Genomic DNA, 24,866 nt, shown 5'->3' with positions numbered 1-24,866 from the left:
TTTGTATGTAATATGAAGGAGGCTTTTACGTTGCCGAAGATAGAGGTTATGTTAGCGGACGATAACAGGGAATTCATTAATCTTTTATGTGAATTTATCGATGAACAAGAAGATATGCAAGTGGTCAGCGCAGTGTACAACGGCAACGATGTTCTGCGATATATCGAGGAGCAAAAAAAGGTGCCCGATATTCTTATTCTGGACATTATTATGCCGCATTTGGACGGTTTGGGCGTGCTCGAGAGGCTGCGTGAGATGGACATTAATCCGCAGCCCAAAATCATTATGCTGACAGCCTTCGGACAAGAAAACATTACGCAAAAAGCGGTGCAATTAGGCGCTTCCTACTATATACTGAAGCCTTTCGATATGGAAGTGCTTACGAACCGGATCCGGCAGCTTGTGCAGAAGGATACCTCGTTTACAACTTCTTCAATGCCTTCGGCTTCCAAAGCGAATGTGGTGCCTATGACCAAGGGTAAGAACCTGGACGCGAACATAACCAGTATTATCCACGAAATTGGCGTGCCAGCCCATATCAAAGGCTACCAGTATCTGCGTGAAGCGATCACGATGGTATACAACAACATCGAGATCCTGGGAGCGATCACCAAGACACTGTATCCGGCAATAGCGGAAAAATACAAGACGACTCCAAGCCGGGTGGAACGGGCTATACGCCACGCGATAGAAGTCGCCTGGACGCGCGGCAATATCGACAGCATCAGTTTTATTTTCGGCTACACGATCAATATCAGCAAATCCAAACCGACCAATAGCGAGTTCATTGCAATGGTTGCGGACAAGCTGCGAATCGAACACAAGGTGTCCTGAATGAAAGGGCAGTCGCCGCATCCAGTGCTTTTGCTTCCCGCTCCAGATAAAATCAGTCCCATAAGGGCATAGTAAACATAAGATGCAGTCTTCTATGGACTAATGACGTGCTGTGGAGCGGGCAGGTGCTTATGAACGATTTTGACCGATACGGGTTTCTGGGGGAGCAGATCGATGTGCTGATGGCACCCGTCCTTGAGCGCAACGCGGCGTATTACTCCCTGATCGAAGAGCTCAATGTTTTCTGCAATGAAGTGAAGAACAGAATTATCGTCAACCCTGATGATGTACGTTCAGCGATAGCCTCCATGCTTTTTCTCAAAATATCGAACGGTTTTCAAGCCATCGTACTTTTAAGCAAAAAAGGGCTGGGCGTCGAGTGCATTATACTTACACGTTCCCTTCTGGAGGTTACCTTTCCGCTGCGCATCCTTTCCTTGGAAGAAAATTTCGCACGGCAGTTCGTCTTGACGGAGAAGGCCAAGCAGCTGAGGCTTCTGAACGTGATCATAAACAACAAAGAGGCGTTTTCGCCTTATATTTCCGAGTTCGCAGAAGAGCTCCGAGTTCAGCTGAGAGCGGATATCGAGAGTAAGCAGATCCGCACTTTCACCGTCGAAGAGCTGGCCAAGAGAGCGAACATGCACCATTTTTACCAATTGGCGTACCGGCATTTCAGCGAAGAAGTGCACACGACGGTCAAATCGCTGGAAAGCTACGTCGTCTCTGATGAACACGGGTATATCCAGACGTTTGAAAAGGGGCCTCAGCTGTTTGAAGTGAATGAATTTAATACCGCCGCTTTCTGCCTGCTGATCGCCCTGGAGAGCATTAACGATATTCTGCAGATGGGGCTCGAGGCCAAGATTAAAAGCTTCGAGGACAGGATCCTGGGCCTTTCCTTGCCGTGAATCTAAAAAATCCGCACAACCCGGAGGGCAGGCGGAAGCGGCCGTCGGCTATTATTTGGGCAGCCCGGTTTTTTTGATCGCTTGGTCGGCAATCGTGTTCATGTACGTCTTCATGCAGTTGCAAAGGAAATCCTTCTTGCAGACAGGACAAGGCTCCACTAAAAGACGGCTGATGTGGCTGGCGCGGATTCCCTGCTCCTCATCTGTTTCAAATGTTACGCGGCAGACGCTGCGGTCTTCGAGCTTCGTTACAACTTCGAATAATCCGTTCTTTTTGTTATTGCTGACGATTTGCGCATCTCTGACGACTGGTTTATATGCCACTGGGGTAGCCTCCTTAGACCATTCCAAAAGTTAATCTTAGGCAAAGTATATAGAATTACTTCCTTGTCTGCAAGTGCCGGCGTTGCACGGCGGGCGATCAGACCCTTTGCTCTCCGGAGCGGTCGATAAAAAACAAGCAGTTGACCGCGTTACGAATCATTTTATTTGCCAATAATGAAATTTGTACGTTCTATCATGTACAAGAGTTACAGGACGCGATTCGCTGAACCGGATCGGATCCATTGATAGGGCAGCAATTTTTTATGATGGAAGCAGGTTTGGAACATGGCAAAAACCAAAGTTTCGGTCGTTGTCCCCGCCTGGAACGAGGAAGACACGATCATGGCCACCCTTGAAGCGGTGAGGCGCCTGGCGTCCGACGATCCGTATTTCGATTATGAGCTGATCGTTGTGGATGACTGCAGCTCCGATCAAACCTTTATTCTGGCTATACCTTGGGTGGACTTGCTGGTCAAGCATACGCAGAATCAAGGCAAAGCCGCGGCTTTGACGACAGGATGGAAAAGGGCGCGAGGGGAGTACATTGTGTTTCTGGACGCGGATGTGGGCTGTTCGGCTTTTCATCTGTCCGGTCTTCTTCAGCCGATCCATGAAGATATGGCGGATATCGCGGTCGCCCGTGTTCCGGTCCGCAGGAGCAGCAGGTTCAGCTTTGCAGCTAACCTGGCCCGTGAAGGAGTATTTCAGCTAAGCGGGTTCCGTTCCACAGCGATGATATCGGGTCCGATCGCCGTCAAAGCCACGGTGATGAACAGCATCGGCAGGCTGGAGGACGGCTATGGCACCGGGGTGGCATTAATGATCGACAGCATCAGGCGGGGCTATCGTGTAGCGGAGATGGATTTGCCTTTCAGCAGCAAGGAAAGAATGAGGAATTGGAACGGTATCCCTCATATGGGCAGGCAGATGTATGATGTAGGCAAGACGCTTTGGAGCCGGTGGCGGAACCCGGTTTCTTAGCCTTTCCCCCATATTGCAACCGAGACTAAAGACAGACGGGGCAGCCCGAGCTGTCTTTTTGAATGTTAAAGAGATGCATTTACCGTTTTTTCTTTTTTTGTCGAAAGCGCGGCGCTACATAGTTTCTCCTCCGGTCTCTGTAGAATGTCCAGCCCCCGATAAAAGCTACGCCTGCAGCGAACAGCGCCAGACCCAAGGCCAATTTGCCCCATTGGATATGCGGATCGTTGTTTGCCGCGCCAAACTGGTTGAACCAGGCGTCCTTCATCGTCACAAACCCGTATGTAGCCATCAGGCCGGGGACCACGAGCAGCAGTATGGCTATTAATCTTTGAATTACCAGCTTCATCTATGGGCCTCCCCATGTATTTGCCATTTTCCCGGGGCTCCCGCAAAGTAATCGGATTTCGCTCCGAAGCTTCACTTCACTTTGTGGGGTTTCTTCCCGGGGCTCCCCGCAAAGTAATCGGATTTCGCTCCGAAGCTTCACTTCACTTTGTGGGGTTATGATAATGATAACTGCCGCTATGGGGAAAGTCTATTGCAAAAGAACGACTATTTTTCTGAGACGGCAAAAAAAGGTACAATAGAGGCATTGATATTTTTAGGGGGCATTCATACATGAACAAAACATACGATATTGTCGTGCTGGGAGGCGGGACCGGAGGGTACCTTGCAGCGATTCGCGCGGCTCAATTGGGGAAATCTGTGGCCATAGTGGAACGGGACAAGCTGGGAGGGACCTGTCTGCACCGCGGCTGCATACCAAGCAAAGCGCTGCTGAGGAGCGCCGAAGTCCACGCTACTGTTCTGAAGGCTGAGGAATACGGAGTAGTCGCGTCGGGCGTGCAGCTGGATTTCAAAAAAGTACAGGAACGGAAAAACCAGGTGGTGGAGCAGCTTCATACCGGAGTTCAGTATTTGATGAAAAAGCACAAAATCGAAGTGTTCCGCGGCAACGGCCGGATCATCGGGCCTTCCATCTTTGCTCCCAAGAGTGGGGCAGTAGCCGTGGAACTGCAGGACGGGGAAGTGGAAACGCTGCTGTCCGCCAATTTGATTATCGCTACGGGATCAAGGCCCCGGGAGCTGCAAGGACTTCGCTCGGACGGAACTCATGTGCTGAACAGCGATCAAGCACTGCAGCTGGAGGAGCTTCCGGAGTCGATCCTCATTATAGGAGGCGGTGTAATCGGAGTGGAGTGGGCTTCGATGCTGAACGATTTTGGCGTTAAAGTCACGGTTGTAGAAGCGGCTGACCGGCTGATCCCTCAGGAGGACAAGGAAGTCTCCAGGGAATTGGAGCGAATGCTGTCAAAACGGGGAGTCCGCATCATTACGAATGCGGCTGTTATTACGGAAACTTTCGCCGCGGGAGAAGGAACGATTTCCATCACGGCTCAGCGGCAAGGAGAGAAGCTGGAGCTTGAAGCGGCGAAAATCCTGGTCTCCGTAGGCCGTCAGGGCAATGTGGAAGGAATCGGCTTGGAAAACACGGATATTAAAGTGGACAATGGGACAATCAAGGTAAACGCCCGGCTTCAAACGGCGGAATCGCACATATATGCCATCGGCGACGTCATCGGAGGCCTGCAGCTGGCCCATGTCGCCGGGCACGAAGGGATAGCCGCGGTCGAGCATATTTGCGGCGGCTCGCCGCATCCCTACAGCCCGCACCTGGTGCCAAGATGCGTGTATACCCGGCCGGAAACGGCGAGCCTCGGTTGGACCGAGGACGAAGCCCGGGAGAAGGGGCTGCGGCTGAAGGTCGGAAAGTTTCCGTTTCAAGCTGTTGGAAAAGCCCTTGTATACGGTGAAGCCGGCGGGTTCGTGAAGGTCGTCGCGGATGCGGACAGCAACGACATTCTCGGCGTCCATATGATCGGCAGCCATGTGACGGATTTGATTTCCGAGGCCGCCTTGGCCGCGCTGCTTGACGCGGCCGCTTGGGAAGTGGGGCAGACGATCCACCCTCACCCCACCTTGTCCGAGGCGATCGGAGAAGCTATGCTTGCGGTGGACGGCCGGGCGATGGGCATATAGGTGCGCATCGCAACGCTCACTGAACGGGATTTTTTTTGAAATTGTCATCATACCCAAAAAAGTTTATAATAAGCCTATAGAGTCAAGTCTTAGGACCAAGTCTTAATGAAACGAATTGAAGGAGGCTGGATTCATGTCCGTCGGTCAATTGGTTAAACACAGAAAGCTGGGTTTATCTGACGAGCAAGCGGTAGAAATGTACCGCACCATGATGAGGGCGCGCAAGTACGACGAAAGGGCACATATGCTGCAAAGATCGGGCAAGGTCGTGTTCCACGTTTCCGGAATCGGCCAGGAGGCCGCGCAGGCGGGAGCCGCTTTCGCATTGGATAAAGGCAAAGACTATCTCCTTCCTTATTATCGCGATTACGCATTTGTTCTGGCGTTCGGCATGACGATGAGGGATCTGATGCTGGCTCTTTTTACCAAGGCGGAAGACCCGAACAGCGGAGGGCGCCAAATGGCGGGCCATTTCAGCGACAAAAGCAGAAATATCGTGACGGGTTCAAGCCCTGTGACCACTCAAGTGCCGCACGCAGTAGGCATCGCTTTGGCTGCAAAAATGAAGAAACAGAAATTTGTTACGGTCACCTGCTTTGGAGAAGGCTCCAGCAACCAGGGCGACTTCCACGAAGGCTGCAATTTTGCGGGAGTTTACAAGCTTCCGGTTATTTTCATATGCCAGAACAACCAATACGCGATTTCGATGCCGAACCATAAGCAGTTTGCGGGGAGTATTTCGGAGCGGGCGATAGGGTACGGTTTCCCCGGCGTGAAGGTGGACGGCAACGATCCGCTCGAAGTTTACCGGGTCGTTAAGGAAGCCAGGGAAAGAGGGCTCGCAGGAGAAGGGCCGACTTTAATCGAGGCCGTGATGTACCGGATCTCACCCCACTCGACGGCGGACAACGATTTGCTGTACCGGACGAAGGAAGAAGTGGACGCAAACCGAGAGAAGGACGGAATCCCGAAATACAGGCAGTATTTGACGGCTTGCGGTCTATGGAGCGATGAGCGGGAAGAGGTTCTGCTGGAGGAAATCAAGCAGGAACTCAATGATGCGACGAAGTATGCGGATGCGGCTCCTTACCCGCAGCCGGAAGATACGCTGCTGCACGTGTATGGAAAGCCAGGGGAAGGGGTGCGGTAGATGGCGGTTATATCTTATTTGGAAGCGATCCGCTCGGCGATGGAGGAAGAGATGGAGCGGGACGGCAATGTGTTCGTCCTCGGGGAAGACATCGCCAAAGGCGGGGTGAATAACTCCACGGTCGGGCTGCTTGGCAAATTCGGCGAGGAGCGGGTGCTTGACGCGCCTTTGGCCGAATCCGCCATCGCCGGCGTGGCGATCGGAGCGGCGATGTACGGCATGCGCCCGGTAGCCGAAATGCAGTTTGCCGATTTCATCTTTCCGGCAGCCAATCAAATCATCAGCGAAGCGGCCAAAATCCGCTACCGCTCCAACAACGACTGGTCGTGCCCTATTGTGGTGCGTGCGCCGTACGGCGCGACGGGTGCCGGGGCGCTATATCACTCCCAGAGTCCCGAATCGGTATTCTTCGGCACCCCGGGGCTCAAGATCGTGGCACCGTCGAATCCCTACGACGCCAAGGGCTTGATGAAATCGGCCATCCGCGATAACGATCCTGTCTTATACTTCGAACATAAGAAGTGCTATCTCGGCGTAACCGGAGAAATCCCCGACGAAGACTATACCGTTCCGATCGGCGTAGCCGATGTCAAGCGGGAGGGCTCGGACATTACCGTCATCTCCTACGGATTGACGGTGCAGTATGCACTTCAAGCCGCCGAGGAGCTGGCGGGCGAGGGCATCAGCGCGCATGTCCTCGATCTGCGCACGCTACAGCCTTTGGACCGCGAGGCGGTGCTGAAAGCGGCGGCCAAGACGGGCAAGGTGCTGATTGTGCATGAGGACAACAAGACAGGGGGAGTCGGCGCGGAAGTGGCGGCCATTATCGCGGAGGAGCTGTTGTTTGACCTGGACGCTCCCATCATGCGATTGTGCGCCCCGGACGTTCCTGCGGTGGGCTCCAACCCGGTGATGGAGAAATTTTTCCTGATCTCTAAAGACAAACTGGTGGAAGCCATGCGCAGCCTGGCGCTATACTAGGACAGGGAGGCAGACTGTATGAGTAAACCGGCAGCACAGGGAACCCCGGTCCCGGTTCCGCATCTTGCGGAAACATTGGTGTCCGCTACGGTGGCCAAATGGCTCCGTAAGCCCGGGGACGCTGTGGAACAGTATGATGTAATATGCGAATTAATTACGGATAAAGTAAACGTGGAGATGCCTTCGCCGGTAGCTGGCGTTATTACTTCGATCCTGGTGGAAGAAGGCGGAACGGCTATGGTCGGCGAAGCGATCTGCTACATTCAGGAGCAGGGCGGTTCGTCCGTCGTGCCGGCGTCCACCGGCGGCGCGGACGTGGCCGCTGCTAAGACGCCATCCGCCGCCGAATCGGACGGGGGGGATCAGTCGATGAGAAGCCGCTACTCTCCTTCCGTGCTTAAGCTTGCAGCGGAGCATGGGATTGAGCTGGACTGGCTGCAGGGCTCCGGGCTGGGCGGCAGAATCACGCGCAAGGATGTGGAGCAGGCGGTCGCAAGCGGCACATACCGCAAAGCGCCTGTGGCCACGGCTGCCGCAGCAGTGCCGGCTCTGGCGCAGGCGCCGCTCACCCTGCCGGAGAATGCCCCTTCTATCCCGGTTCGTACTACTGGCATCCATTTGTCGGAGAACCCGCCGCTTCCGAAAATCGAAGTGGAAGGCACGGGCGATACCGCCAATGAATATTTCATTGACATTACGCCGATCCGCCATACGATTGCGAGCAGGATGAGGCAGAGCGTGTCGGAAATCCCGCACGCCTGGATGATGGTCGAAGTCGACGTGACGAACCTGGTCCAGCTAAGGAACAAGGTGAAGGACGAGTTCATGAAGCGCGAAGGAGTCAACCTGACTTACCTGGCTTTCATGATCAAAGCCGTAGTCAGCGCGATGAAAGATTATCCGATCATGAATTCCGTGTGGGGCGTAGACAAGATCATAGTGAAAAGAGACATCAACATCTCTCTGGCAGTGGGCACGGAGGACTTCGTCCTGACCCCGGTCATCAAGAAGGCGGACCAGAAAAATATCGCCGGATTGGCCAGGGAAATCGACGAATTGACAAAGAAGGCGCGCAACGGCAAGCTTTCGTTGAACGATATGCAGGGCGGCACGTTTACCGTGAACAACACCGGCTCGTTCGGTTCGATCCTGTCTTACCCGATCATCAATTATCCGCAGGCGGCTATCGTCACTTTCGAATCGATCGTGAAGAAGCCGGTTGTCATCCAGGATATGATCGCGGTGCGTTCTATGGCGAACCTGTGCTTATCGTTGGACCACCGAATTCTGGACGGCGTCATTTGCGGACGTTTCCTGCAGCGGGTCAAAGAAAACCTCGAGAGCTATACGCTGGAAACCAAGCTTTATTAAGCTCCCCGGATCACGAGAGAAACAGATTCAAGCTGAACAGCAGCGTCGAAGCCAGCATGATGATAAGCATGGTATAAATAACGATTTTAAACAGAACACTTTTATTGTTCATTACAACGAATCTCCTTTACGCGTTACTATCTCTATTCTAGCCAATCAAGCAGCAAGCTTGCAAACATTCTAACCTGCAAAAGCAGTTGGAGGACAGTCTATGGTGAACAAGGATCGTATCGTAAAAGAATTTCTTGAGCTTGTCCAAATTGACAGCGAAACTAGAAACGAAGCCCAAATTTCCAAAGTACTGAAGGAAAAATTTGCGGCTCTCGGGTTGGAAGTGGAAGAGGACGATTCGGCGCAGCGCAGCGGCCATGCTTCCGGCAACCTGATCTGTACCCTCAAGGCTTCGGAAGGTTTGGAAAAAGCGCCTGTGCTCTTCTTCACGTCCCATATGGACACTGTAGCCCCGGGCAACGGAATCAAGCCGCAGATCGGCGACGACGGAGTCATCCGCAGCGACGGGACGACAATACTCGGCAGTGACGACAAGGCGGGACTCGCCGTTATGTTCGAATCGCTCCGCTTGCTGAAGGAACAGAATGCTGCCCACGGAACCGTGCGATTCGTCATTACCGCGGGGGAAGAAGCGGGCCTCAAGGGCTCGAGGGCGATGGACCCGTCGATCATGAAGGCGGATTTCGGCTATGCGCTGGATTCCAACGGAAGCATCGGCGACATCGCCGTAGCCGCTCCTTCCCAGATGAAGGTATATGTTACTTTCAAGGGTAAAGCCGCTCACGCAGGTGTGAATCCTGAGGACGGCATCTCCGCCATTACGGTGGCAAGTAAAGCCGTGTCGCGCATGCCTCTCGGCCGCATTGACAGTGAAACGACCGCCAATGTAGGTTATTTTGCCGGCGGCGGCGAAACGAATGTCGTGACGGAGAGCGCGAAGCTTGTGGCGGAAGCGAGAAGCCTTGTCAAGGAGAAGCTTGACCGGCAGGTGGAAGCGATGCGCCAGGCTTGCGAGTCTGCGGCAGCTGATATGGGAGCGGAAGTCGATTTCAAGACTGAGCTGATGTATCCTTCGTTCAAATACGACGAGACGGCTCCGGTTGTGCAGCTCGCGTCCAAAGCCTTCGAGAAGAACGGCAAGAAGACGAAGCTGTTCCACTCCGGCGGCGGAAGCGACGCCAACGTATTCAACGGCATGGGTATTCCCACCGTTAACCTCGCGGTAGGCTACCTGGACATCCACACCACCAAAGAACGGATCGCCATCCAGGACATGGTCGATCTGTGCGCCGTCGTTGTGGATATTGTGAAAGAAGCCGCGCAGGCGTAAGGGAATAAAAGTATAAGGGTGAAGACCGCTGACCGTCGGCCTTCACCCTATTTTTTAACGTTAATTGAATGGCTCGGATTGAGGTTTTCTTATTGCGGAATTAACGGATGATTCGAAGATCCGCGGCCGCTCTGGACATCCCGCTCTTGCGATTGGCGTTTCTTGAAGGACTTGACGCATTAGACGGCTGTCCGGACAGATATTCCTTCAGCGTGGTATCTCCGCCTGCCTTCTCTATCATTTGCCCGATCGCTCTGCGGATTTCCCACCCCTTGCCCACCATTTTCATCTCATTGCCGGAAGCATAGCTTTTCATAGGAACTCATCCCTTCAAAAAATTTGGTATACTTGAAGGTATGACCAACTTGGACAAGTTATTCATCCGGAAACCGTTCCGCAGTGTACAAATCAAACATAGAAAGAGGACTCCCTATGACGTTATCATCCGACCGACCGAATTCTAAAAAATTTGAAGAAGTGACCTTGTCGACTCAGCCGATTTACGAGGGACGCGTGATTTCGCTGCAGGTGGATACGGTCAGGCTGCCCAATGGCCAGACATCCACGAGAGAGATCGTAAAACATCCAGGAGCGGTGGCCGTTCTGGCTTTGCTTGGCGATAAAATGCTCGTCGTGGAGCAGTACAGAAAGCCCATGGAGAAAAGCCAGGTGGAAATCCCTGCAGGCAAGCTTGACGCGGGCGAGAATCCGCCGGATGCGGCGGCGAGGGAGCTGGAGGAAGAAACGGGCTACACGGCGGGTAAGCTTGAGCATATCGCTTCCTTTTACACTTCTCCGGGCTTCGCTGACGAGCTCCTTCATCTATATGTGGCTCAGGAGCTTGTACAGGGCACCGTCAAGCTGGACGAGGATGAATTCCTTGACTGCGAGGCGATCGGTATGGAACAGGCTCTGCAGTATATTGCGGACAACCGTATTTCGGACGCCAAGACAATTATGGCCGTCTATGCGTGGAAGCTTTACCGGCTGACAGGATCGTTCAAAGCATGAATTCGTATTTTGCCGATCTGCATATCCACATCGGCAGGACCGAAGCCGATACTCCGGTGAAAATCAGCGCCGCCCGCAGCCTCACATTTTACAATATCGCGAAGGAAGCTTCAGAACGCAAAGGCATCGAAATGATCGGAATCATCGACTGCCACGCCCCCAAGGTGCAAAGCGATATTATGGAATATTTGCACCGGGGAGAAATGGCGGAGCAGGCCGGCGGAGGCATACGCTATCACGATACGACCGTGATCCTCGGCTGCGAGCTCGAAGTGAAGGACGAAGGCTTTGGCGCCGCACATTTGCTGGCTTACCTGCCCGACCTTGCGTCAATGCAGGATTTTACGGCGTGGCTGCGCAAAGTCATGAAGAACGTTGAGCTGAGCTCCCAACGGATCTATGCCCCGGCCCGGGTTCTGCAGGAGGAGGTTTACTCCAGAGGGGGAATCGTAGTTCCGGCCCATATTTTTACGCCTTACAAAGGGGCTTACGGGAACGCGTCCGCCAGAATGGAGCACTTTCTTGATCTTCGGCGGATTGCCGCCGTTGAACTGGGGCTGAGCGCCGATACGGAAATGGCCGGCGTCATTTCGGAGCTCGACCCGTTTACTTACGTGACCAATTCGGACGCCCACTCATTATCCAAAATCGGCCGGGAGTACAACCGGTTGGCCATGGAAGCCGCAACTTTCGAAGAGCTGGCTAAAGCGCTGAACAGGCAGGACGGCAGAGCGGTGAGAGCCAACTACGGCTTGAACCCGCGGCTCGGCAAATATCACCGGACCTACTGCTCCCAGTGCGACTCGATACTCAGCGAGCGGGAATGGGGTCTGACCACCCTCAGTGCAACGCTACAACGGGTGCCGGGAGAGGCGGCAGAGCGCTGCCCCTATTGCGGCTCCAAATCGATAGTCCGGGGAGTCTTGGATCGCATTATGGACGTGGCGGACCGGGAAGCGCCTGTGCTGCATGGCAGCCGCCCGCCGTACCATTTTCAAGTCCCCCTCGAATTCATCCCCGGCCTCGGTCCGAAAATGCTCACCCGGCTGCTGGAACGGTTCGGCACGGAAATGGACATTATCCATCACGCTTCCGAGGATGAGCTTGCCGAAGAGGCGGGCAGCGAGATTGCAAGATATATTGTGTTGGCGCGGGAAAACGCGTTGGAGCTCACCTCGGGAGGAGGCGGCACCTATGGAAAAGTGAGCAAATTGCTGTCATAGGAGCGTTTTGCAGTTCATATGCTTCTATTAAGCCGGCTGCGGACACGCTGTGGCATCGGTTAAGGAGGCATTACGACTATGTACAAAGCTCATGCCTTGCGCCAATTTTCGAAGGAGCACTTTATTCTTTATGTGTTTGTATCTGTGCTTTTTGTGGTTGGAGTGATGTTCGGCGCAATTATGGTGAACGCATTGACGACGGAGCAGAAGCAGGATCTCACCCGGTATTTGGGAAGCTTCTTCCAGACGATGGACGGGGGGATGGATTACGACCGCATCAGTTCGTTTCATCAGTCCTTTTCGCTTCATATCAAATGGATACTGATGGTGTGGATTCTGGGGATGTCGATTATCGGCATGCCGCTGATTCTGTTCCTTAATTTTCTAAAAGGGGTGCTGATCGGCTTTACCGTCGGCTATCTGGTCGGACATTGGTCGTGGAAGGGGATGCTGTTCGCCCTGGTTTCCGTCGCTCCGCAGAATCTTGTCCTCGTCCCGGCGCTCATTATCGCCAGCGTGTCGGCTTTGTCTTTTTCCATTCTGATGATCAGGAACAGGTTTGTGCTGCGCAGAACCAATCTGTATCAGACGTTTATACAATATACATCGGTTTCCCTCGTCATGGGCATTCTTACCGTCGGGATTTCTTTGTTTGAAGCTTATCTTTCCCCCGTCATGATGAAGTGGGTTACGCCTATGCTGCTGACCTTGAATTGAAGCGCAGGGAATTGACTTTCTCTTTCTCCGGACCCTATAATAAATAGAAGGTGATTGCCTCTAAGGGGGAGGAGTATGGAAGCGCGCATTGAAAAGATAAAAGGACAGCTGCAGTCGCATGGTTATAAGCTTACTCCTCAGAGGGAAGCGACCGTGCGCGTACTGCTGGAGAACGAAGAAGACCATCTGAGCGCGGAAGACGTGTTCATGCTGGTTAAGGATAAAGCGCCCGAGATAGGGCTTGCGACCGTATACCGCACTCTTGAATTGTTAAGCGAAATGCATGTAGTGGAAAAAATGAATTTCGGAGACGGAGTGGCCCGCTACGACCTCAGAAACGAAGGCACGCACCACCACCACCATCACCTCATCTGCGTCCAATGCGGAGCGGTGGATGAAATCATGCAGGATTGGCTGGGCGAGCTGGAGGAACGGCTGCTTGAAGAATACAACTTTAAAGTGCTGGATCACAGGCTTGATTTTAACGGCATTTGCCACCGCTGCAACGAGAAGAAGCAGAACGAGTAAGGGCGGGCCGTACCGCTGCAACTAGAAGAAGCAAGTGAGCGTGTCTGAAAAGCTCATTTAAGTTGGTTCTCTATATTTTTCAATCTACTGACCGCTCTGGTACCGGACTCCTTCCGCTGCCGGGCGGTTTTTCGTATACAATGCGTTTTGAATCGGAAGCCTATGGTTAATGAGCCATAGGAGGGGATACATATGCCGGAACAACAACTTAAAAATAAAGTTGCCGTAGTCACAGGAGCGAGCTCCGGAATCGGAAAGGCGGCCGCACTCCGTTTAGCGGAGCACGGGGCCAAGGTGTGCCTGGTCGATGTGAAGGAAAGCCGCGCGGAAGAGGTCAAACAGCAGATCGAGCGGTCGGGAGGCGAAGCGTTTATCACGGAAGCGGATTTGCGCAACGAAGATGAGGTAAGGGCGGCTTTCAAGGAGACGGCGGACAAGTGGGGCAGGGTCGATATCGTGTTTGCGAACGCGGGGATCAACGGAGTGCTGTCGCCGATCGAGACGATGGATGTGGAGGATTGGAACGATACGATCCACACGAACACAAGAGGCACGTTCTTATCCGTCAAGCATGCCATCCCTTACATGAAGGAGAACGGCGGCTCAGTCATTATTACAAGCTCCATCAACGGAAACCGTACATTCTCGAATATCGGCATGTCGGCTTACAGTACGTCCAAGGCGGGACAAATGGCTTTCGGCAAAATGGCCGCTCTTGAGCTCGCTCGCTATAAAATCCGCGTCAACATTATTTGCCCGGGTGCTATCGAGACCAACATCTCGGAGAACACCCACCCGACTCCGGAGCTGGAGGAGCTGAAAATCCCCGTGGAGTATCCGGAAGGACAGCAGCCGCTGGAGAACAAGTCCGGGGAGCCGGAGCAAGTGGCGGATTTGGTGCTTTTTCTCGCTTCGGACCAGTCGAGCCACATTACGGGTACCGAAATCTATATCGATGGGGCTGAGTCCCTTCTGTAGCACCGATCAGAGATAAGCCTGGAAGGCTTGCTTGATTTTGCGGGTAATTTGTTGGAATATCCTTTACGATGAAATCATAATCTTTCCTTGAAAGCGAGGGGACAGGTTATGATTTTTTCATACCGGAAAATGGTGAGCCGCTTTAAATTTCTGCTGTTGTTTGTTATATTTACCTTTGCCCTATATCATTTCATGGTTCTGGTGTCCTCCTGGCTGGAGCCGCCCCAAAAGTACCGCGAGCCTGCGGGAAAAGCCGTCAAAGTCTTCCATCATCAGATATCGCAGGTGGAAAAAGAGCCGATTTCCGAGAGGCTGAAGCTGTTTTACTGGTACGGGGAATAGTCTCGACGGCAAACTTACAACAGAAAGGGACAACAATCAGATGAAGCAGGAACTGAACTCTTTTATCCGTCACCTGGCTGAAGAACGAGGGTTGGCCCGCAGCACATTGGAATCGTATCGACGTGATCTTGGCCAGTATGCCGATTATTTGCAAACGCAGGGTATCGGAGACTGGAATGATGTAACCAGAATGAATGTCAGCTCCTATATGCTCAGGTTAAAACAGACCGGCAAAGCGGCCGCCACCATTTCACGCAGCTTGGTATCGATCCGGTCTTTCCACGGATATTTGAACCGCGCAGGCCGGATGGACCATAATCCTTCCTTGCACCTGGAGACGCCGAGGACTGAGAAAAAGGTGCCCAAAATCCTTACCGTCAAAGAGGTCGGGATTTTGTTGGAGGCGCCTGACGGAGAAACGGCGGCCGGTATGCGGGACAAGGCTATGCTGGAGCTGCTGTACGCGACCGGCATTCGGGTGTCGGAGCTCACTTCCCTGGACGTGCCGGATGTCAATCTGGTATTGGAATATGTACGCTGTGTCGGAAATGGCGGTAAAGAGCGGCTCATCCCTCTCAGCCGGGTTGCCGTCCAGTGTCTTCAGGCCTATATAGAAGAGAAAAGGCCCTTGCTGGTCAAGAAGAACGGAGAAGAACCGGCGCTGTTTATCAATCATTTGGGGACCCGGCTTACGCGGCAGGGCTTCTGGAAGATCATGAAACGGTACGCGGAGGAGTCCGGCATACATAAAGAGATCACTCCACACATCATCCGGCACTCGTTTGCGGCTCATCTGCTGGAGAACGGGGCGGATCTCAGGTCAGTGCAGGAAATGCTGGGCCACTCCGACATTTCCACGACCCAGGTCTACTCCCGGCTGGCGAAAACGAAGATGAAGGAAGTTTACGACAGGGCTCATCCCAGAGCCAAAATGTAATTTCGGTCACTGGGTGAAGCTATCGTACGGTACCGCTTGTCCGTTTGCCGGATGAGGCGGTATCGTTTTTTGTATTCGATCGGTATTTTATGAGATAATAATGTCAATGACTGATTGGAGGTTTCTTCCTGTGAACTTTAAACGCATCTGTTTAATCGTGTTGGACAGCGTAGGCATCGGAGAGTTGCCGGATGCCGCCAGGTTCGGGGACGTCGGGGCCCACACGCTTGGGCATATTGCCGAGCGTGCGGGCCTTGTCGTGCCCAACATGGAGAAGCTTGGGCTGGGCAGCATAGCGCCATTGAAGGGTGTCGACGAGGTGCGGCCCGCACGAGGTTATTACGGCAAGATGGCGGAGGTCTCGGTCGGAAAAGATACGATGACCGGCCACTGGGAGCTGATGGGGCTTAAAGTCGAAATCCCGTTCAAGGTATATCCGGAAGGCTTTCCACCGGAGCTGATTCAGCAGTTCGAGCAGCGGACGGGCAGAAAAGTGCTGGGCAACAAACCCGCATCGGGAACGGAAATATTGGACGAGCTGGGAGAAGAACATGTAAAGACAGGTTCATGGATCGTATACACCTCCGCTGACAGTGTGTTCCAGCTGGCCGCCCATGAAGAAGTAGTGCCCTTGGAGGAGCTCTACCGCGCATGTGAAATCGTCCGTGAACTGACGCTGGATGAGCGGTTCGCCGTGGGCCGCGTTATTGCAAGGCCGTTCACAGGTACGCCGGGCGCATGGAAGCGTACCTCTAACCGCCATGATTATGCCGTCAAGCCTCCGGCTGCGACCGTGATGAACCATTTGAAGGACGCGGGTCTGGATGTGATTGCTATTGGAAAGATCAACGATATCTATTCCGGTGAAGGCGTGACCTCGGCGCTGCATACCAAAAGCAATGAAGACGGGATCGAGAAGACGATCGAGACGCTGGGGAATGATTTTCACGGTTTGTCGTTTACCAACCTGGTCGATTTCGATTCCCTGTACGGCCACCGCCGGGATCCTGAGGGGTATGGGAAGGCATTGGAGGATTTTGACCGGAGCCTCCCACGGATCATGGAGCGAATAGGCAGCGAAGACCTGCTCATTCTGACAGCCGACCATGGCAACGACCCGGTTCATGAGGGGACCGACCATACGAGGGAGTATGTACCGATTCTGCTGTACAGCCCTTCCCTGACTGGAAGCGGATCGATCGGCGAAAGAAATTCGTTCTCCGACCTCGGAGCAACCATTGCTGAAAATTTCGGTACAAAGGGAACAGGGAACGGTGACAGCTTCCTGGCTGAATTGAAGTAGCAGACTTTATCGGGAGGGATCGAATGTGATGGAGCAGCAAACGCTATTGGAACGGGTGCGTGAAGCAGCGGAATATATCGCGGGCAAAAATACTCGAAAGCCGGAGGTCGGGCTTATTCTCGGTTCGGGGCTGGGCGTCCTGGCCGATTTGATTGAAGCTGCGGTCGTGCTGAAGTACGAAGATATCCCTCATTTTCCTGTGTCCACAGTAGAGGGACATGCTGGAGAGCTTATTTCGGGGACGATACAAGGCAAGTCGGTCATCCTCATGAAAGGCCGCTTTCACGGGTATGAAGGTTACGGACCGGAAACCGTATCGTTTCCTGTTCGAGTCATGAAGCAGCTCGGCGTACATACTCTGGTTGTGACCAATGCGGCCGGAGGCGTAAACACCGGGTACGAGGTAGGCGACCTTATGCTGATCAAGGACCATATTAATATGACGTCACGAAATCCGCTGATCGGCCCTAACCTGAGTGAGCTCGGAGTCCGCTTTCCGGATATGTCGGAGGCGTACAGCCGCAGATTGCGCGAGCTTGCCCACCAGGTGGCTTACGAGCAGGACATCCGGCTGCAGGAAGGCGTTTATTTCGGACTGTCCGGTCCATCTTACGAAACTCCTGCAGAGATTCGCATGATCCGCATTCTGGGCGGGGACGCGGTCGGCATGTCCACCGTACCGGAAGTGATCGTCGCACGCCATGCGGGGTTGGAAGTGCTGGGCTTTTCTTGTATTTCCAATATGGCAGCCGGCATTTTGGACCAGCCTCTTTCACACGAAGAAGTGATGGAAACCACAGAGAAAGTAAGACAGAAATTCCTTAACCTTCTCTTGGGCATTATCTCGAGGCTGTAACAGCAGCTGTACATAACGTTAACTCTTCAATTACTGGAGGTTTGCAGACCATGGCGGTATCTTATTTGGATCAAGTTAAAGAAGCGGCAGATCACTTGCGGGAACGCCTGAAAGGGATCAGCCCGTCGATCGGACTCATCCTCGGATCGGGACTAGGTGATCTGGCCGAGCAGGTGCAGGATGCGGTTTCCATAGATTACTCGGATATTCCGGGCTTTCCGATTTCAACGGTGGAAGGTCATGCCGGACGTTTTGCGGCGGGTACGCTGGAGGGCAAGCCGGTCATCGTTATGCAAGGACGCTTTCATTATTATGAGGGCTATCCGATGAAGAAAGTCGTATTCCCTGTATATGTACTGCAGCAGCTCGGAGTCCGCACCCTGGTTATTACCAATGCGGCCGGAGGCATGAACCGCTCCTTCCGTGCGGGCGACTTGATGCTGCTGAGCGACCACATCAATTGGACCGGCGACAACCCGCTCATCGGGCCAAACGAACCTGAGCTCGGCGTGCGGTTCCCGGATATGTCGGAGGCGTATTCGCGGTCTTACCGGCAGCTCGCCCGCCGGCTGGCTGAGAGCATCAAAGGCGAAGACGGTGAACCGCTGAAGCTGCAGGAGGGCGTGTACTGCGGCGTGTCAGGGCCGACGTACATGACGCCTGCGGAGCTGACAATGCTCGCCCGCCTGGGCGGCGACGCCGTCGGCATGTCCACCGTCGGCGAAGTGATTGCGGCCCGGCACGCTGGACTGTGTGTGCTTGGCATCTCCTGCATCACCGACATGGCGATCGGCGAGGAGCTGGAGCCGCTGACGCATGAGCAGGTCGTTGCGGTGGCGAACAAGACCAAGCCGAAGTTTCAGGCGCTGGTTAAGGCTTTTGTGCGTGAAGTGACGATGTAGCGTAAGGTAGTGGTTGATTAAAACGTTTTTCGTTAGCCACGACTACTTTCTGTTGATTGGAAATAATCAAAAGGAAGTGGTCTTTTTGTTGTTAAAATTAGCTGTTAAGGATTTCGTCGGGGACAGGCAGTATCAAAATGTCACTAAAAAAACAGTGATGGTTATTTACACATTTATATCTATTGGTTATTTTGGTGCAACAGTTTTGAGTGGCTGCTATGAGTGCTAAGCGCCGTCAAGGAAGCACGATCACTAAGGGGCAGCATGAAGCTGCTTGTGCTTTTTGTATTCCGGCAAGTACAAGTGGCAGGACTCTTATGAAAATGAAGTATGGCAATAACATCGTGTTGAATAGGCGCACTTGATCTCTATGCATATTTTAACAAGGGTGTAGATAATCTTGGTTTCGTTGTTGAATATGGAATATTTCCGGCGGTGAGTATTTTATTTTTATGTGGGTGGGTCACTAGCGAAAGAATTTTGGGGGAAATTCGGATACATTCTTATTTGTACTTGTATCTCGACAGGATATGAGTTTTGTTAAAAAGCGGTTATTTTTATTATAACGGTTGGAAGTTTTGGTACTCATTCATTCAATATCCTTTTCTGTTCTTAATTTTGGTTGCAAATCTAAGAACATTACAATGGTTATACAACAAAAGCAAATTGAAGCTATAAGTTGCACCTACTGGGGGAAATCAGATGTATTATATGTTCACAAATATCATTATTTTGAATTTGTATGTGTACTTTATGCAGAAGCGATTGCCAAGGATTTATTATTACGCAACCGTTCTATTTGCATTGATCTTTGAAGAAACAGTTAACATCTACCTCGATTTTAAATTGGACTTATACGGCTTTTTTCGGAATGGCGTCGACTGGCAGTATTTGTTCGTTATCTTCGGTGTAGTACCACAGGCTAACATGATTTTTATAAATTACTATCCCTTTGCTAGCGGAGCATTCCGAAAGGTTAGATACATACTGCTCGCCGCGATTCTATTTACGATTTGGGAATGGATAACGTCATTCACTTGGGTCTTTTACTACAACGGATGGAAAACGTGGTACTCACTCCTATGCTATCCTGTGATTTTATGGATTATCGTTCTCAACGCTCAATATGCACGACACTTACTAAAAAGAGCTACGTCCGATGTGATACGATCCCCTCATAGTAGACAGAAAAAAGAAAGCCATTTACTATGTCTATTGTGGAGGGGATTTTTTCTATGGGCGAAATAGCGAGAACATACGATGTTGCATTCAAGAAAAAGGCAGTAGACCTTTATCTTAAAGAAGGAATGGGCTATAAGACCGTAGCGAGGGAATTAGCGATTGACCCTTCCCTTGTTCGTCGGTGGGTGAAGAATTTTGAGGCAGAGGGCATAAAGGGGCTTGAGGAAAAACGGGGAAAAGCAAATGGCCCTGGAAAAGGCAGACCGAGAACACGACCCGAAGATCCGGAGGTGAAGCTGAAACGTCTTGAAGCGGAGAATGAACTGCTAAAAAAGCTCTTAAAAATGTGAAAGGAGGCATGGATGCTGTACAAAGCGGTAAAAAGTTTGCCATTATCCAGGAATTAGCCAGCAAGGGTTACGATGTCATCTTGCTATGTGAGCTGGCCCAAGTGTCCAGAAGTGGTTTCTATAGATGGAAAAAACGACAGACATTTGTGTCCCAAAAACAACGGGAAGACGAGGCAATTAAAGGGAAAATGTTAGAATGCCATGGACAATTGAAAGGGATTTATGGATACCGTCGTGTAAAGGTCTGGCTTATGCGGAAACATGGGCTGCACCTCAACCATAAGCGTGTGCAAAGGCTCATGCGAGAGCTAGGGATAAAGGCAGTCATTCGAAAGAAAAGACCTTACTACGGCAAGAAAGAGGCTTACGTTATCTCGGACAACCACCTTAACCGGGAATTTACAGCCTCTAATCTAAATGAGAAGTGGGTAACCGATATTACTTATCTAATTTTCAATGGACAGAAACTTTATTTGTCTGCGATTAAAGACCTGTACAACAATGAGATTGTAGCCTACCACATCAGTCGCAGAAACGATTTAAAGCTGGTGTTTGACACGATCAGGAAGGCAAAGAGAAAACGGAATGTGAAAGGGATCCTCCTGCATAGCGACCAAGGCTTCCAGTACACGTCTCGTCAATTTAACAACTTGCTTAAACGATACCATATGAAGGGTAGCATGTCCCGAAAAGGAAACTGTTGGGACAATGCATGTATGGAGAACTTTTTCAGTCATTTTAAGTCAGAGTGCTTTGATCTTTATTCCTTTCATTCGGTTGAACAAGTAAAGCACGCTGTTCAACGTTATATCCATTTTTATAACAATGAACGTTTCCAGAAAAAATTAAACAACCTGAGTCCTTATGAATACAAGACTCAGGCTGCTTAAAAGTTCTTTTTAATAGCTGTCTACTTGACAGGGGTCACATCAATGGAAGGTAGCAGTTTCTTTTTGTTCCGGCAATAAAGGGAATGAATTGGATATATGGGCAAATTATAGGAGAGCATTCTGGACGATTTATCTTCTAAAGGAATGGAATATTCCCTTGATACCTTTCACATTACAACTTTTCCGTTAATAAGCGAATTATTTAATGGGGGGTTCAAAATGGGGTTTATAAGTGTTCTCTTTGTTCTTTTTGGATTGTTGTTGCTATTCAAGCCATCAATAATAGCGTAAGCCCTTATTTGTGTCTGTTGATGTTATAATGCCCTCAAGGAATAAAAAGGGAATGTATTTGTTGATAGAATAATAATAAAAAGCCGTTTGGGCTGCCGATAATCTAAAGTCCGAAAAAGCTAATGAAATTGTATCACAATTCGCACAAGGAAAAGAGTATTTTCAGAGCGCTTCTAATGCTGCCGAAATGGTAAAACCATTACTTCTATATTACGGAGTAGTATCGCTAAGTAGAGGTCTTATGTTATTTCTTAATCCTGAATCAAGAGAAATTAGTTTATAGAAGCCTCATTATTACTGCCCATGCATTTGAATATACCAACACTAATCCTGCACATAGAATTGGCGCTGTTCTGTTTGGATTATTGATCTTAATCGTGTTGATGGAAATCTTCCGTCGTTTATTCAGCCAAGCCTTTTTTAACGGGTTTATCGTTGCAACTGGTTTGTTTCTTAGCTTTGATATTGTAGTATTTCATTGGATATTCAGGCTTCATCGCATTACAAGCGGCGCAGAAGCGAATTATTTGGAGCCTATATTTGTTTGCTTTGGGATAGTGCTAGTATGGCAAGGTATTCGCAGGGAATACAAAGTAAGGTCAACAATAGGAAACGTGATTTAAACAAAAAACGGAGGTTATACAATGCCACGAACAATTGAATTTGCGGAAGATAAGATGATTCTCCATCTTACTGGCTTAACAAGCGTCGCAGCCTTAAAACGCAATGGATTTTTACTTAATGAACTACCTCAAATTCTGTTTCTGCCGATACACCACCGGATGTAACGGAAATAGGCCACTTACCAAGCGTTGTATTTCCTCCCACATGCCAGGACCAGCTGACATTACCGTCGGAGTCCGCCTTTTTTGTTTCAAGTCCGGCAGCTTTGCTCGGTCCGCTTTTATAATGAACTACTATTGACGCGGATGCTCCTGGAGCTACTTTCGCTTTAAGTGTTGCAGTTGAATTACGCGGTGCAGGAGATGAAACACTAACGATTTTAACTGCAGCCGGCGTTTCCTCTTTCTTGGCCGCTTCCAGGGTTGATGTTGGTGCAGGTGCCGTTGTTGATGTTGGTGCCTGTTTTGGTGCGGATATTGGTTCTGACGATGATTTTGGAGAAGGAGTTTGCTTTATCTCCGTCTGTGATTGATCTTTTTTGTTTGCTGCAGGATCTTTAGGGGCATCCGAAGGTTGGCTGTTATCCTGTTTGACTCCGGTTTCCTGACCTGAATGTGCTTGGGTTTCAGGTTTCTTTTGGTCAGTTGGACTGCTCGGTGTACTCGCCTGCGCAGAAGCCGGCTTTTCGGTTGAAAGAGCAGTTGGTGTGGTCACAGTGCCGCATGCAGTGAGAGAAAGAGCAATGGCTAAAGAAAGAATGGTTGTACGTAAGATTTTCATTTCAGATTAAGACTCCTTTGAAAACAGTGATCTTTTCTCTCATTTTACACGATATGGGCATGGTAATTTATTGAAAAGTGAGTGGAAAGCAGGAACCACACCGTATATTTAGGCGATACCAACTAAAAAATTAGGCTCGTATCCTCATCTTAGCGGCTCCCTGGAGCCCGCTCGTTGATAGAGTTATTATATACAATAAATGGTAAAATGAACATGCCTTTTGGAATCCTCTCAGCGGCTGGGAATAGGCAAAGAGCTCTTTTCAGCTGTAGTGGAAGGCTTGGTGGAGCTTGGGTTTCAATCAATGCTTATTTGGGTTCTTGAACATAATCCGGCACGTTCCTTTTATGAAGCTCTCGGCGGTAAGCAGCTGAGGAAGCAGACCATTGAGATCGGCGGAGCGATGCTACAGGAGTTTGCTTACGGGTGGGTAAACATACCTGCATGAAGCAGAAGGGGATAAGGGACAATGCAATATTTTATCGGCATCGTACCTCCAGAGGAATTTAAGGAAAAGATCGCCGGCTTCCAAAATTTATGATTTACACAAGAAAATGGTGGAGGCTGTTTCCCGCCTGTGGAAGAGATCGGGAAATATTTTGAACTTGAAAACTATACACCGCATTTGACTCTTGGTCAAACCCATTTCGGGATGATTTCCGAAGAACTCCAAGAAATGGCGCAAAAAGCAGAAAGCGAGTTAACACCTAATCCGGCCTTCGAGGCCTCCTATGTAAGAGTGTATCAAGAGATTGAAGCTGATAGATATGTAAAATACAAAGATATTCAACTAAAAAAATAGAACGTTTCGATCTGTCCATATGCGACTGCAGGTGTGTACTTTCTGATGCTTATTTTCACGCTCGTCCGGGTATTAATATTACATACACATTGCGGGGAGGTTTTTATATGAAAATAATCGTTACAGCCGCCGAGGCGCAGGAAAAAGGCATCTGGCCGCAGGTCATGCGGATGTTCGGAAGGGACGAGAATGAGGACATCTGGCCGAAAGAGGAATTCATTCTCACGGAAGACCAGGCGAGGGAATTAAAGTTGATCCAATAAAGCAGAGAGGCGCGGGATTTCCCTCCAGAACGCAACGGTTGAAAAAGGTCTGGAAGGCGTGATCGCAAAACGTGCAGATTCTCGTATTCGGTCGGAACGCGTTCTGCAGACTGGATCAAGCTGAAAAACAAGTTTGAGATCGATGCTGTCATCCTGGGCTACCGGCAAGAGCCCGATTTTGCCTTGATCATCGGATTACATTTTCCTACGGTTGCCAATAAGCAAGTGGCCCGTAGTGAGCGGGGGCATAACAGAGCGGGATCAGGAGGACTTGATCCAGGCGGCAAGCCCGTTTCTCTCACTTCGTGACAAGAGTACCCAGTGGCTGAAGCCTCTTCTTTGCTGCACAATCGAATATTCGGATCACAACGAAATGCATCAATTGAGCGGAACCAGATTTAAAGGAATTCTTTCGGACAAGGATCCGAAGGACTGCAGGTGGGGTGAGCAGGTTACTGTTAAAACGTAAAGGAACACGGTTAATATCATTTTTGGTTGTTTAGACCCCTTCCCTTTTGGTTTAGATAAGAATTATCACCTATGAACGAATGGTATGTTATGTTAAAATATAGGAAATAGGTACCAGATGTTCCTTGTCGGAGCGGATAGAGGAGTGATGAGGATGGCGCTGCAGAAGGAGATCCGGGTTGCGAATTGCCCTCAGTGCGGTCATGTATATCAGAAAAATATAAGCAACCTTTGCCAATCCTGCATTTCTGAGCGGCAGGAACAGCTTGCGGCTTGTCACCGTTTTTTGAGATCGAACCGAAAAGCGACGATAGCGGAACTAAGCGGGAATACTGCTATATCTTCCAAGCAAATTTTTGCTTTTCTCAAAGAAGGCAGGCTGATATTATCGGATTACCCCAATTTAAGCTATCCTTGCGACAGCTGCGGAGCCGGGATTCGCAGTCATAAGCTCTGTTCTTCCTGCTCGTTGCGATTGTCCA

Annotated in this window: 30 protein-coding genes and 2 pseudogenes; 27 read left to right on the top strand and 5 right to left on the bottom strand. The window is 50.8% G+C overall.

Features of this window, described 5'->3' with window-relative positions; all coding sequences use genetic code 11:
* Positions 1–30: 30 nt before the first annotated feature.
* Positions 31–834 (top strand): sporulation transcription factor Spo0A, encoded by an 804-nt coding sequence (gene spo0A / locus ACZ5N7_RS07800; RefSeq protein ID WP_464658534.1) that lies wholly within the window; start codon positions 31–33, stop codon positions 832–834.
* 131 nt (positions 835–965) lie between these two features.
* Positions 966–1,745 carry a DUF5677 domain-containing protein gene (locus tag ACZ5N7_RS07795; protein WP_464658533.1) on the top strand — a complete coding sequence of 260 codons (780 nt, stop codon included), beginning with the start codon at positions 966–968 and terminating at the stop codon, positions 1,743–1,745.
* Positions 1,746–1,796: 51 nt separating this feature from the next.
* On the opposite strand, the gene ACZ5N7_RS07790 is transcribed toward ACZ5N7_RS07795, so the two are convergent.
* Positions 1,797–2,069: a hypothetical protein gene (locus ACZ5N7_RS07790; RefSeq protein ID WP_464658532.1), complete on the bottom strand. Its 273-nt coding sequence runs from the start codon at positions 2,067–2,069 to the stop codon at positions 1,797–1,799.
* Positions 2,070–2,197: 128 nt separating this feature from the next.
* Between ACZ5N7_RS07790 and ACZ5N7_RS07785 the strand changes: the two are divergent.
* Positions 2,198–2,275: pseudogene (locus ACZ5N7_RS07785) on the top strand (carboxymuconolactone decarboxylase family protein); the annotation flags it as partial.
* A gap of 79 nt (positions 2,276–2,354) precedes the next feature.
* Entirely contained in the window at positions 2,355–3,050 is a 696-nt protein-coding gene (locus ACZ5N7_RS07780; protein ID WP_464658531.1) for a glycosyltransferase family 2 protein, read from the top strand.
* A 79-nt stretch (positions 3,051–3,129) separates the two neighbouring features.
* On the opposite strand, the gene ACZ5N7_RS07775 is transcribed toward ACZ5N7_RS07780, so the two are convergent.
* Positions 3,130–3,399, bottom strand: coding sequence for a DUF2627 domain-containing protein (locus ACZ5N7_RS07775; RefSeq protein WP_464658530.1), 270 nt, complete (start codon positions 3,397–3,399; stop codon positions 3,130–3,132).
* A gap of 272 nt (positions 3,400–3,671) precedes the next feature.
* Between ACZ5N7_RS07775 and lpdA the strand changes: the two genes are divergently transcribed.
* The 4 genes from lpdA to ACZ5N7_RS07755 all read left to right on the top strand — a co-directional run bounded on the left by lpdA (position 3,672) and on the right by ACZ5N7_RS07755 (position 8,595).
* Positions 3,672–5,093: a dihydrolipoyl dehydrogenase gene (lpdA, locus tag ACZ5N7_RS07770; RefSeq protein ID WP_464658529.1), complete on the top strand. Its 1,422-nt coding sequence runs from the start codon at positions 3,672–3,674 to the stop codon at positions 5,091–5,093.
* A 133-nt stretch (positions 5,094–5,226) separates the two neighbouring features.
* Complete coding sequence (locus ACZ5N7_RS07765; RefSeq protein WP_464658528.1) at positions 5,227–6,243, top strand: thiamine pyrophosphate-dependent dehydrogenase E1 component subunit alpha; 1,017 nt, start codon at positions 5,227–5,229, stop codon at positions 6,241–6,243.
* On the top strand, positions 6,244–7,224 hold the full coding sequence (locus tag ACZ5N7_RS07760) for an alpha-ketoacid dehydrogenase subunit beta (RefSeq protein WP_464658527.1): 981 nt from the start codon (positions 6,244–6,246) through the stop codon (positions 7,222–7,224).
* 18 nt (positions 7,225–7,242) lie between these two features.
* Positions 7,243–8,595 (top strand): dihydrolipoamide acetyltransferase family protein, encoded by a 1,353-nt coding sequence (locus tag ACZ5N7_RS07755; protein WP_464658526.1) that lies wholly within the window; start codon positions 7,243–7,245, stop codon positions 8,593–8,595.
* 10 nt (positions 8,596–8,605) lie between these two features.
* Here the strand turns inward: ACZ5N7_RS07755 and prli42 are convergent, their stop codons facing one another.
* Entirely contained in the window at positions 8,606–8,707 is a 102-nt protein-coding gene (gene prli42, locus ACZ5N7_RS07750; protein WP_464658525.1) for a stressosome-associated protein Prli42, read from the bottom strand.
* A gap of 99 nt (positions 8,708–8,806) precedes the next feature.
* On the opposite strand from prli42, the gene ACZ5N7_RS07745 reads away from it, so the two are divergent.
* Complete coding sequence (locus ACZ5N7_RS07745; RefSeq protein WP_464658524.1) at positions 8,807–9,937, top strand: M20/M25/M40 family metallo-hydrolase; 1,131 nt, start codon at positions 8,807–8,809, stop codon at positions 9,935–9,937.
* A 100-nt stretch (positions 9,938–10,037) separates the two neighbouring features.
* On the opposite strand, the gene ACZ5N7_RS07740 is transcribed toward ACZ5N7_RS07745, so the two are convergent.
* Positions 10,038–10,253, bottom strand: coding sequence for a hypothetical protein (locus ACZ5N7_RS07740; RefSeq protein WP_464658523.1), 216 nt, complete (start codon positions 10,251–10,253; stop codon positions 10,038–10,040).
* A 116-nt stretch (positions 10,254–10,369) separates the two neighbouring features.
* On the opposite strand from ACZ5N7_RS07740, the gene ACZ5N7_RS07735 reads away from it, so the two are divergent.
* The 14 genes and pseudogenes from ACZ5N7_RS07735 to ACZ5N7_RS07670 all read left to right on the top strand — a co-directional run bounded on the left by ACZ5N7_RS07735 (position 10,370) and on the right by ACZ5N7_RS07670 (position 22,070).
* Positions 10,370–10,948: an NUDIX hydrolase gene (locus ACZ5N7_RS07735; protein WP_464658522.1), complete on the top strand. Its 579-nt coding sequence runs from the start codon at positions 10,370–10,372 to the stop codon at positions 10,946–10,948.
* Entirely contained in the window at positions 10,945–12,171 is a 1,227-nt protein-coding gene (locus ACZ5N7_RS07730; RefSeq protein ID WP_464658521.1) for an endonuclease Q family protein, read from the top strand. The genes ACZ5N7_RS07735 and ACZ5N7_RS07730 overlap by 4 nt, the downstream gene beginning before the upstream one ends.
* Positions 12,172–12,249: 78 nt before the next feature.
* Positions 12,250–12,888, top strand: coding sequence for a stage II sporulation protein M (gene spoIIM, locus ACZ5N7_RS07725; protein WP_464658520.1), 639 nt, complete (start codon positions 12,250–12,252; stop codon positions 12,886–12,888).
* Positions 12,889–12,963: 75 nt separating this feature from the next.
* Complete coding sequence (fur, locus tag ACZ5N7_RS07720; RefSeq protein WP_464658519.1) at positions 12,964–13,416, top strand: ferric iron uptake transcriptional regulator; 453 nt, start codon at positions 12,964–12,966, stop codon at positions 13,414–13,416.
* Positions 13,417–13,608: 192 nt separating this feature from the next.
* Complete coding sequence (locus ACZ5N7_RS07715; protein ID WP_464658518.1) at positions 13,609–14,394, top strand: SDR family oxidoreductase; 786 nt, start codon at positions 13,609–13,611, stop codon at positions 14,392–14,394.
* 108 nt (positions 14,395–14,502) lie between these two features.
* A complete protein-coding gene (locus ACZ5N7_RS07710; protein ID WP_464658517.1) occupies positions 14,503–14,736 on the top strand; it encodes a DUF4227 family protein in 234 nt (77 codons plus the stop codon).
* A gap of 40 nt (positions 14,737–14,776) precedes the next feature.
* On the top strand, positions 14,777–15,673 hold the full coding sequence (gene xerD / locus ACZ5N7_RS07705) for a site-specific tyrosine recombinase XerD (RefSeq protein ID WP_464658516.1): 897 nt from the start codon (positions 14,777–14,779) through the stop codon (positions 15,671–15,673).
* Between the two features lie 130 nt (positions 15,674–15,803).
* Positions 15,804–16,976 (top strand): phosphopentomutase, encoded by a 1,173-nt coding sequence (gene deoB / locus ACZ5N7_RS07700; RefSeq protein WP_464658515.1) that lies wholly within the window; start codon positions 15,804–15,806, stop codon positions 16,974–16,976.
* 28 nt (positions 16,977–17,004) lie between these two features.
* Positions 17,005–17,832, top strand: coding sequence for a purine-nucleoside phosphorylase (locus tag ACZ5N7_RS07695; RefSeq protein WP_464659193.1), 828 nt, complete (start codon positions 17,005–17,007; stop codon positions 17,830–17,832).
* 50 nt (positions 17,833–17,882) lie between these two features.
* On the top strand, positions 17,883–18,734 hold the full coding sequence (locus ACZ5N7_RS07690; RefSeq protein WP_464658514.1) for a purine-nucleoside phosphorylase: 852 nt from the start codon (positions 17,883–17,885) through the stop codon (positions 18,732–18,734).
* Between the two features lie 1,235 nt (positions 18,735–19,969).
* Positions 19,970–20,266 (top strand): transposase, encoded by a 297-nt coding sequence (locus ACZ5N7_RS07685; protein ID WP_464659191.1) that lies wholly within the window; start codon positions 19,970–19,972, stop codon positions 20,264–20,266.
* Between the two features lie 8 nt (positions 20,267–20,274).
* The gene (locus tag ACZ5N7_RS07680; RefSeq protein WP_464654018.1) at positions 20,275–21,156 is read left to right on the top strand and encodes an IS3 family transposase; all 882 of its coding nucleotides are present in this window, start codon (positions 20,275–20,277) and stop codon (positions 21,154–21,156) included.
* A gap of 400 nt (positions 21,157–21,556) precedes the next feature.
* Positions 21,557–21,730: pseudogene (locus ACZ5N7_RS07675) on the top strand (YaaC family protein); the annotation flags it as partial.
* Positions 21,702–22,070, top strand: coding sequence for a DUF2243 domain-containing protein (locus tag ACZ5N7_RS07670; RefSeq protein WP_464659189.1), 369 nt, complete (start codon positions 21,702–21,704; stop codon positions 22,068–22,070). The pseudogene ACZ5N7_RS07675 and the gene ACZ5N7_RS07670, both read left to right, overlap by 29 nt.
* A gap of 115 nt (positions 22,071–22,185) precedes the next feature.
* Here ACZ5N7_RS07670 and ACZ5N7_RS07665 read toward each other — a convergent pair whose 3' ends face one another.
* Positions 22,186–22,851: a hypothetical protein gene (locus tag ACZ5N7_RS07665; protein WP_464658513.1), complete on the bottom strand. Its 666-nt coding sequence runs from the start codon at positions 22,849–22,851 to the stop codon at positions 22,186–22,188.
* Positions 22,852–23,071: 220 nt separating this feature from the next.
* Between ACZ5N7_RS07665 and ACZ5N7_RS07660 the strand changes: the two genes are divergently transcribed.
* From ACZ5N7_RS07660 to ACZ5N7_RS07645, 4 genes are all read left to right on the top strand, one after another.
* A complete protein-coding gene (locus tag ACZ5N7_RS07660) occupies positions 23,072–23,299 on the top strand; it encodes an N-acetyltransferase family protein (protein ID WP_464658512.1) in 228 nt (75 codons plus the stop codon).
* A 129-nt stretch (positions 23,300–23,428) separates the two neighbouring features.
* The gene (locus tag ACZ5N7_RS07655; protein ID WP_464658511.1) at positions 23,429–23,653 is read left to right on the top strand and encodes a hypothetical protein; all 225 of its coding nucleotides are present in this window, start codon (positions 23,429–23,431) and stop codon (positions 23,651–23,653) included.
* Between the two features lie 107 nt (positions 23,654–23,760).
* The gene (locus ACZ5N7_RS07650) at positions 23,761–23,916 is read left to right on the top strand and encodes a hypothetical protein (RefSeq protein ID WP_464658510.1); all 156 of its coding nucleotides are present in this window, start codon (positions 23,761–23,763) and stop codon (positions 23,914–23,916) included.
* A 235-nt stretch (positions 23,917–24,151) separates the two neighbouring features.
* Entirely contained in the window at positions 24,152–24,385 is a 234-nt protein-coding gene (locus tag ACZ5N7_RS07645; RefSeq protein ID WP_464658509.1) for a hypothetical protein, read from the top strand.
* Positions 24,386–24,866 lie beyond the last annotated feature (481 nt).

The organism is Paenibacillus sp. JCM 18996, from assembly GCF_055392555.1.
The sequence above is the reverse complement of the archived record's forward strand: the minus strand, read 5'-3'. Positions and strand labels throughout refer to the sequence as shown.

Excerpts from the sequence above, each read along its gene's own strand:
- ACZ5N7_RS07795 (WP_464658533.1), top strand. The coding sequence starts at position 966 with ATGAACGATTTTGACCGATACGGGTTTCTGGGGGAGCAGATCGATGTG.
- ACZ5N7_RS07780 (WP_464658531.1), top strand. The coding sequence starts at position 2,355 with ATGGCAAAAACCAAAGTTTCGGTCGTTGTCCCCGCCTGGAACGAGGAA.
- ACZ5N7_RS07775 (WP_464658530.1), bottom strand. The coding sequence starts at position 3,399 with ATGAAGCTGGTAATTCAAAGATTAATAGCCATACTGCTGCTCGTGGTC.
- lpdA (WP_464658529.1), top strand. The coding sequence starts at position 3,672 with ATGAACAAAACATACGATATTGTCGTGCTGGGAGGCGGGACCGGAGGG.
- ACZ5N7_RS07765 (WP_464658528.1), top strand. The coding sequence starts at position 5,227 with ATGTCCGTCGGTCAATTGGTTAAACACAGAAAGCTGGGTTTATCTGAC.
- ACZ5N7_RS07760 (WP_464658527.1), top strand. The coding sequence starts at position 6,244 with ATGGCGGTTATATCTTATTTGGAAGCGATCCGCTCGGCGATGGAGGAA.
- ACZ5N7_RS07755 (WP_464658526.1), top strand. The coding sequence starts at position 7,243 with ATGAGTAAACCGGCAGCACAGGGAACCCCGGTCCCGGTTCCGCATCTT.
- prli42 (WP_464658525.1), bottom strand. The coding sequence starts at position 8,707 with ATGAACAATAAAAGTGTTCTGTTTAAAATCGTTATTTATACCATGCTT.
- ACZ5N7_RS07745 (WP_464658524.1), top strand. The coding sequence starts at position 8,807 with ATGGTGAACAAGGATCGTATCGTAAAAGAATTTCTTGAGCTTGTCCAA.
- ACZ5N7_RS07740 (WP_464658523.1), bottom strand. The coding sequence starts at position 10,253 with ATGAAAAGCTATGCTTCCGGCAATGAGATGAAAATGGTGGGCAAGGGG.
- ACZ5N7_RS07735 (WP_464658522.1), top strand. The coding sequence starts at position 10,370 with ATGACGTTATCATCCGACCGACCGAATTCTAAAAAATTTGAAGAAGTG.
- ACZ5N7_RS07730 (WP_464658521.1), top strand. The coding sequence starts at position 10,945 with ATGAATTCGTATTTTGCCGATCTGCATATCCACATCGGCAGGACCGAA.
- spoIIM (WP_464658520.1), top strand. The coding sequence starts at position 12,250 with ATGTACAAAGCTCATGCCTTGCGCCAATTTTCGAAGGAGCACTTTATT.
- fur (WP_464658519.1), top strand. The coding sequence starts at position 12,964 with ATGGAAGCGCGCATTGAAAAGATAAAAGGACAGCTGCAGTCGCATGGT.
- ACZ5N7_RS07715 (WP_464658518.1), top strand. The coding sequence starts at position 13,609 with ATGCCGGAACAACAACTTAAAAATAAAGTTGCCGTAGTCACAGGAGCG.
- ACZ5N7_RS07710 (WP_464658517.1), top strand. The coding sequence starts at position 14,503 with ATGATTTTTTCATACCGGAAAATGGTGAGCCGCTTTAAATTTCTGCTG.
- xerD (WP_464658516.1), top strand. The coding sequence starts at position 14,777 with ATGAAGCAGGAACTGAACTCTTTTATCCGTCACCTGGCTGAAGAACGA.
- ACZ5N7_RS07695 (WP_464659193.1), top strand. The coding sequence starts at position 17,005 with ATGGAGCAGCAAACGCTATTGGAACGGGTGCGTGAAGCAGCGGAATAT.
- ACZ5N7_RS07690 (WP_464658514.1), top strand. The coding sequence starts at position 17,883 with ATGGCGGTATCTTATTTGGATCAAGTTAAAGAAGCGGCAGATCACTTG.
- ACZ5N7_RS07685 (WP_464659191.1), top strand. The coding sequence starts at position 19,970 with ATGGGCGAAATAGCGAGAACATACGATGTTGCATTCAAGAAAAAGGCA.
- ACZ5N7_RS07680 (WP_464654018.1), top strand. The coding sequence starts at position 20,275 with ATGGATGCTGTACAAAGCGGTAAAAAGTTTGCCATTATCCAGGAATTA.
- ACZ5N7_RS07665 (WP_464658513.1), bottom strand. The coding sequence starts at position 22,851 with ATGAAAATCTTACGTACAACCATTCTTTCTTTAGCCATTGCTCTTTCT.
- ACZ5N7_RS07650 (WP_464658510.1), top strand. The coding sequence starts at position 23,761 with ATGAAAATAATCGTTACAGCCGCCGAGGCGCAGGAAAAAGGCATCTGG.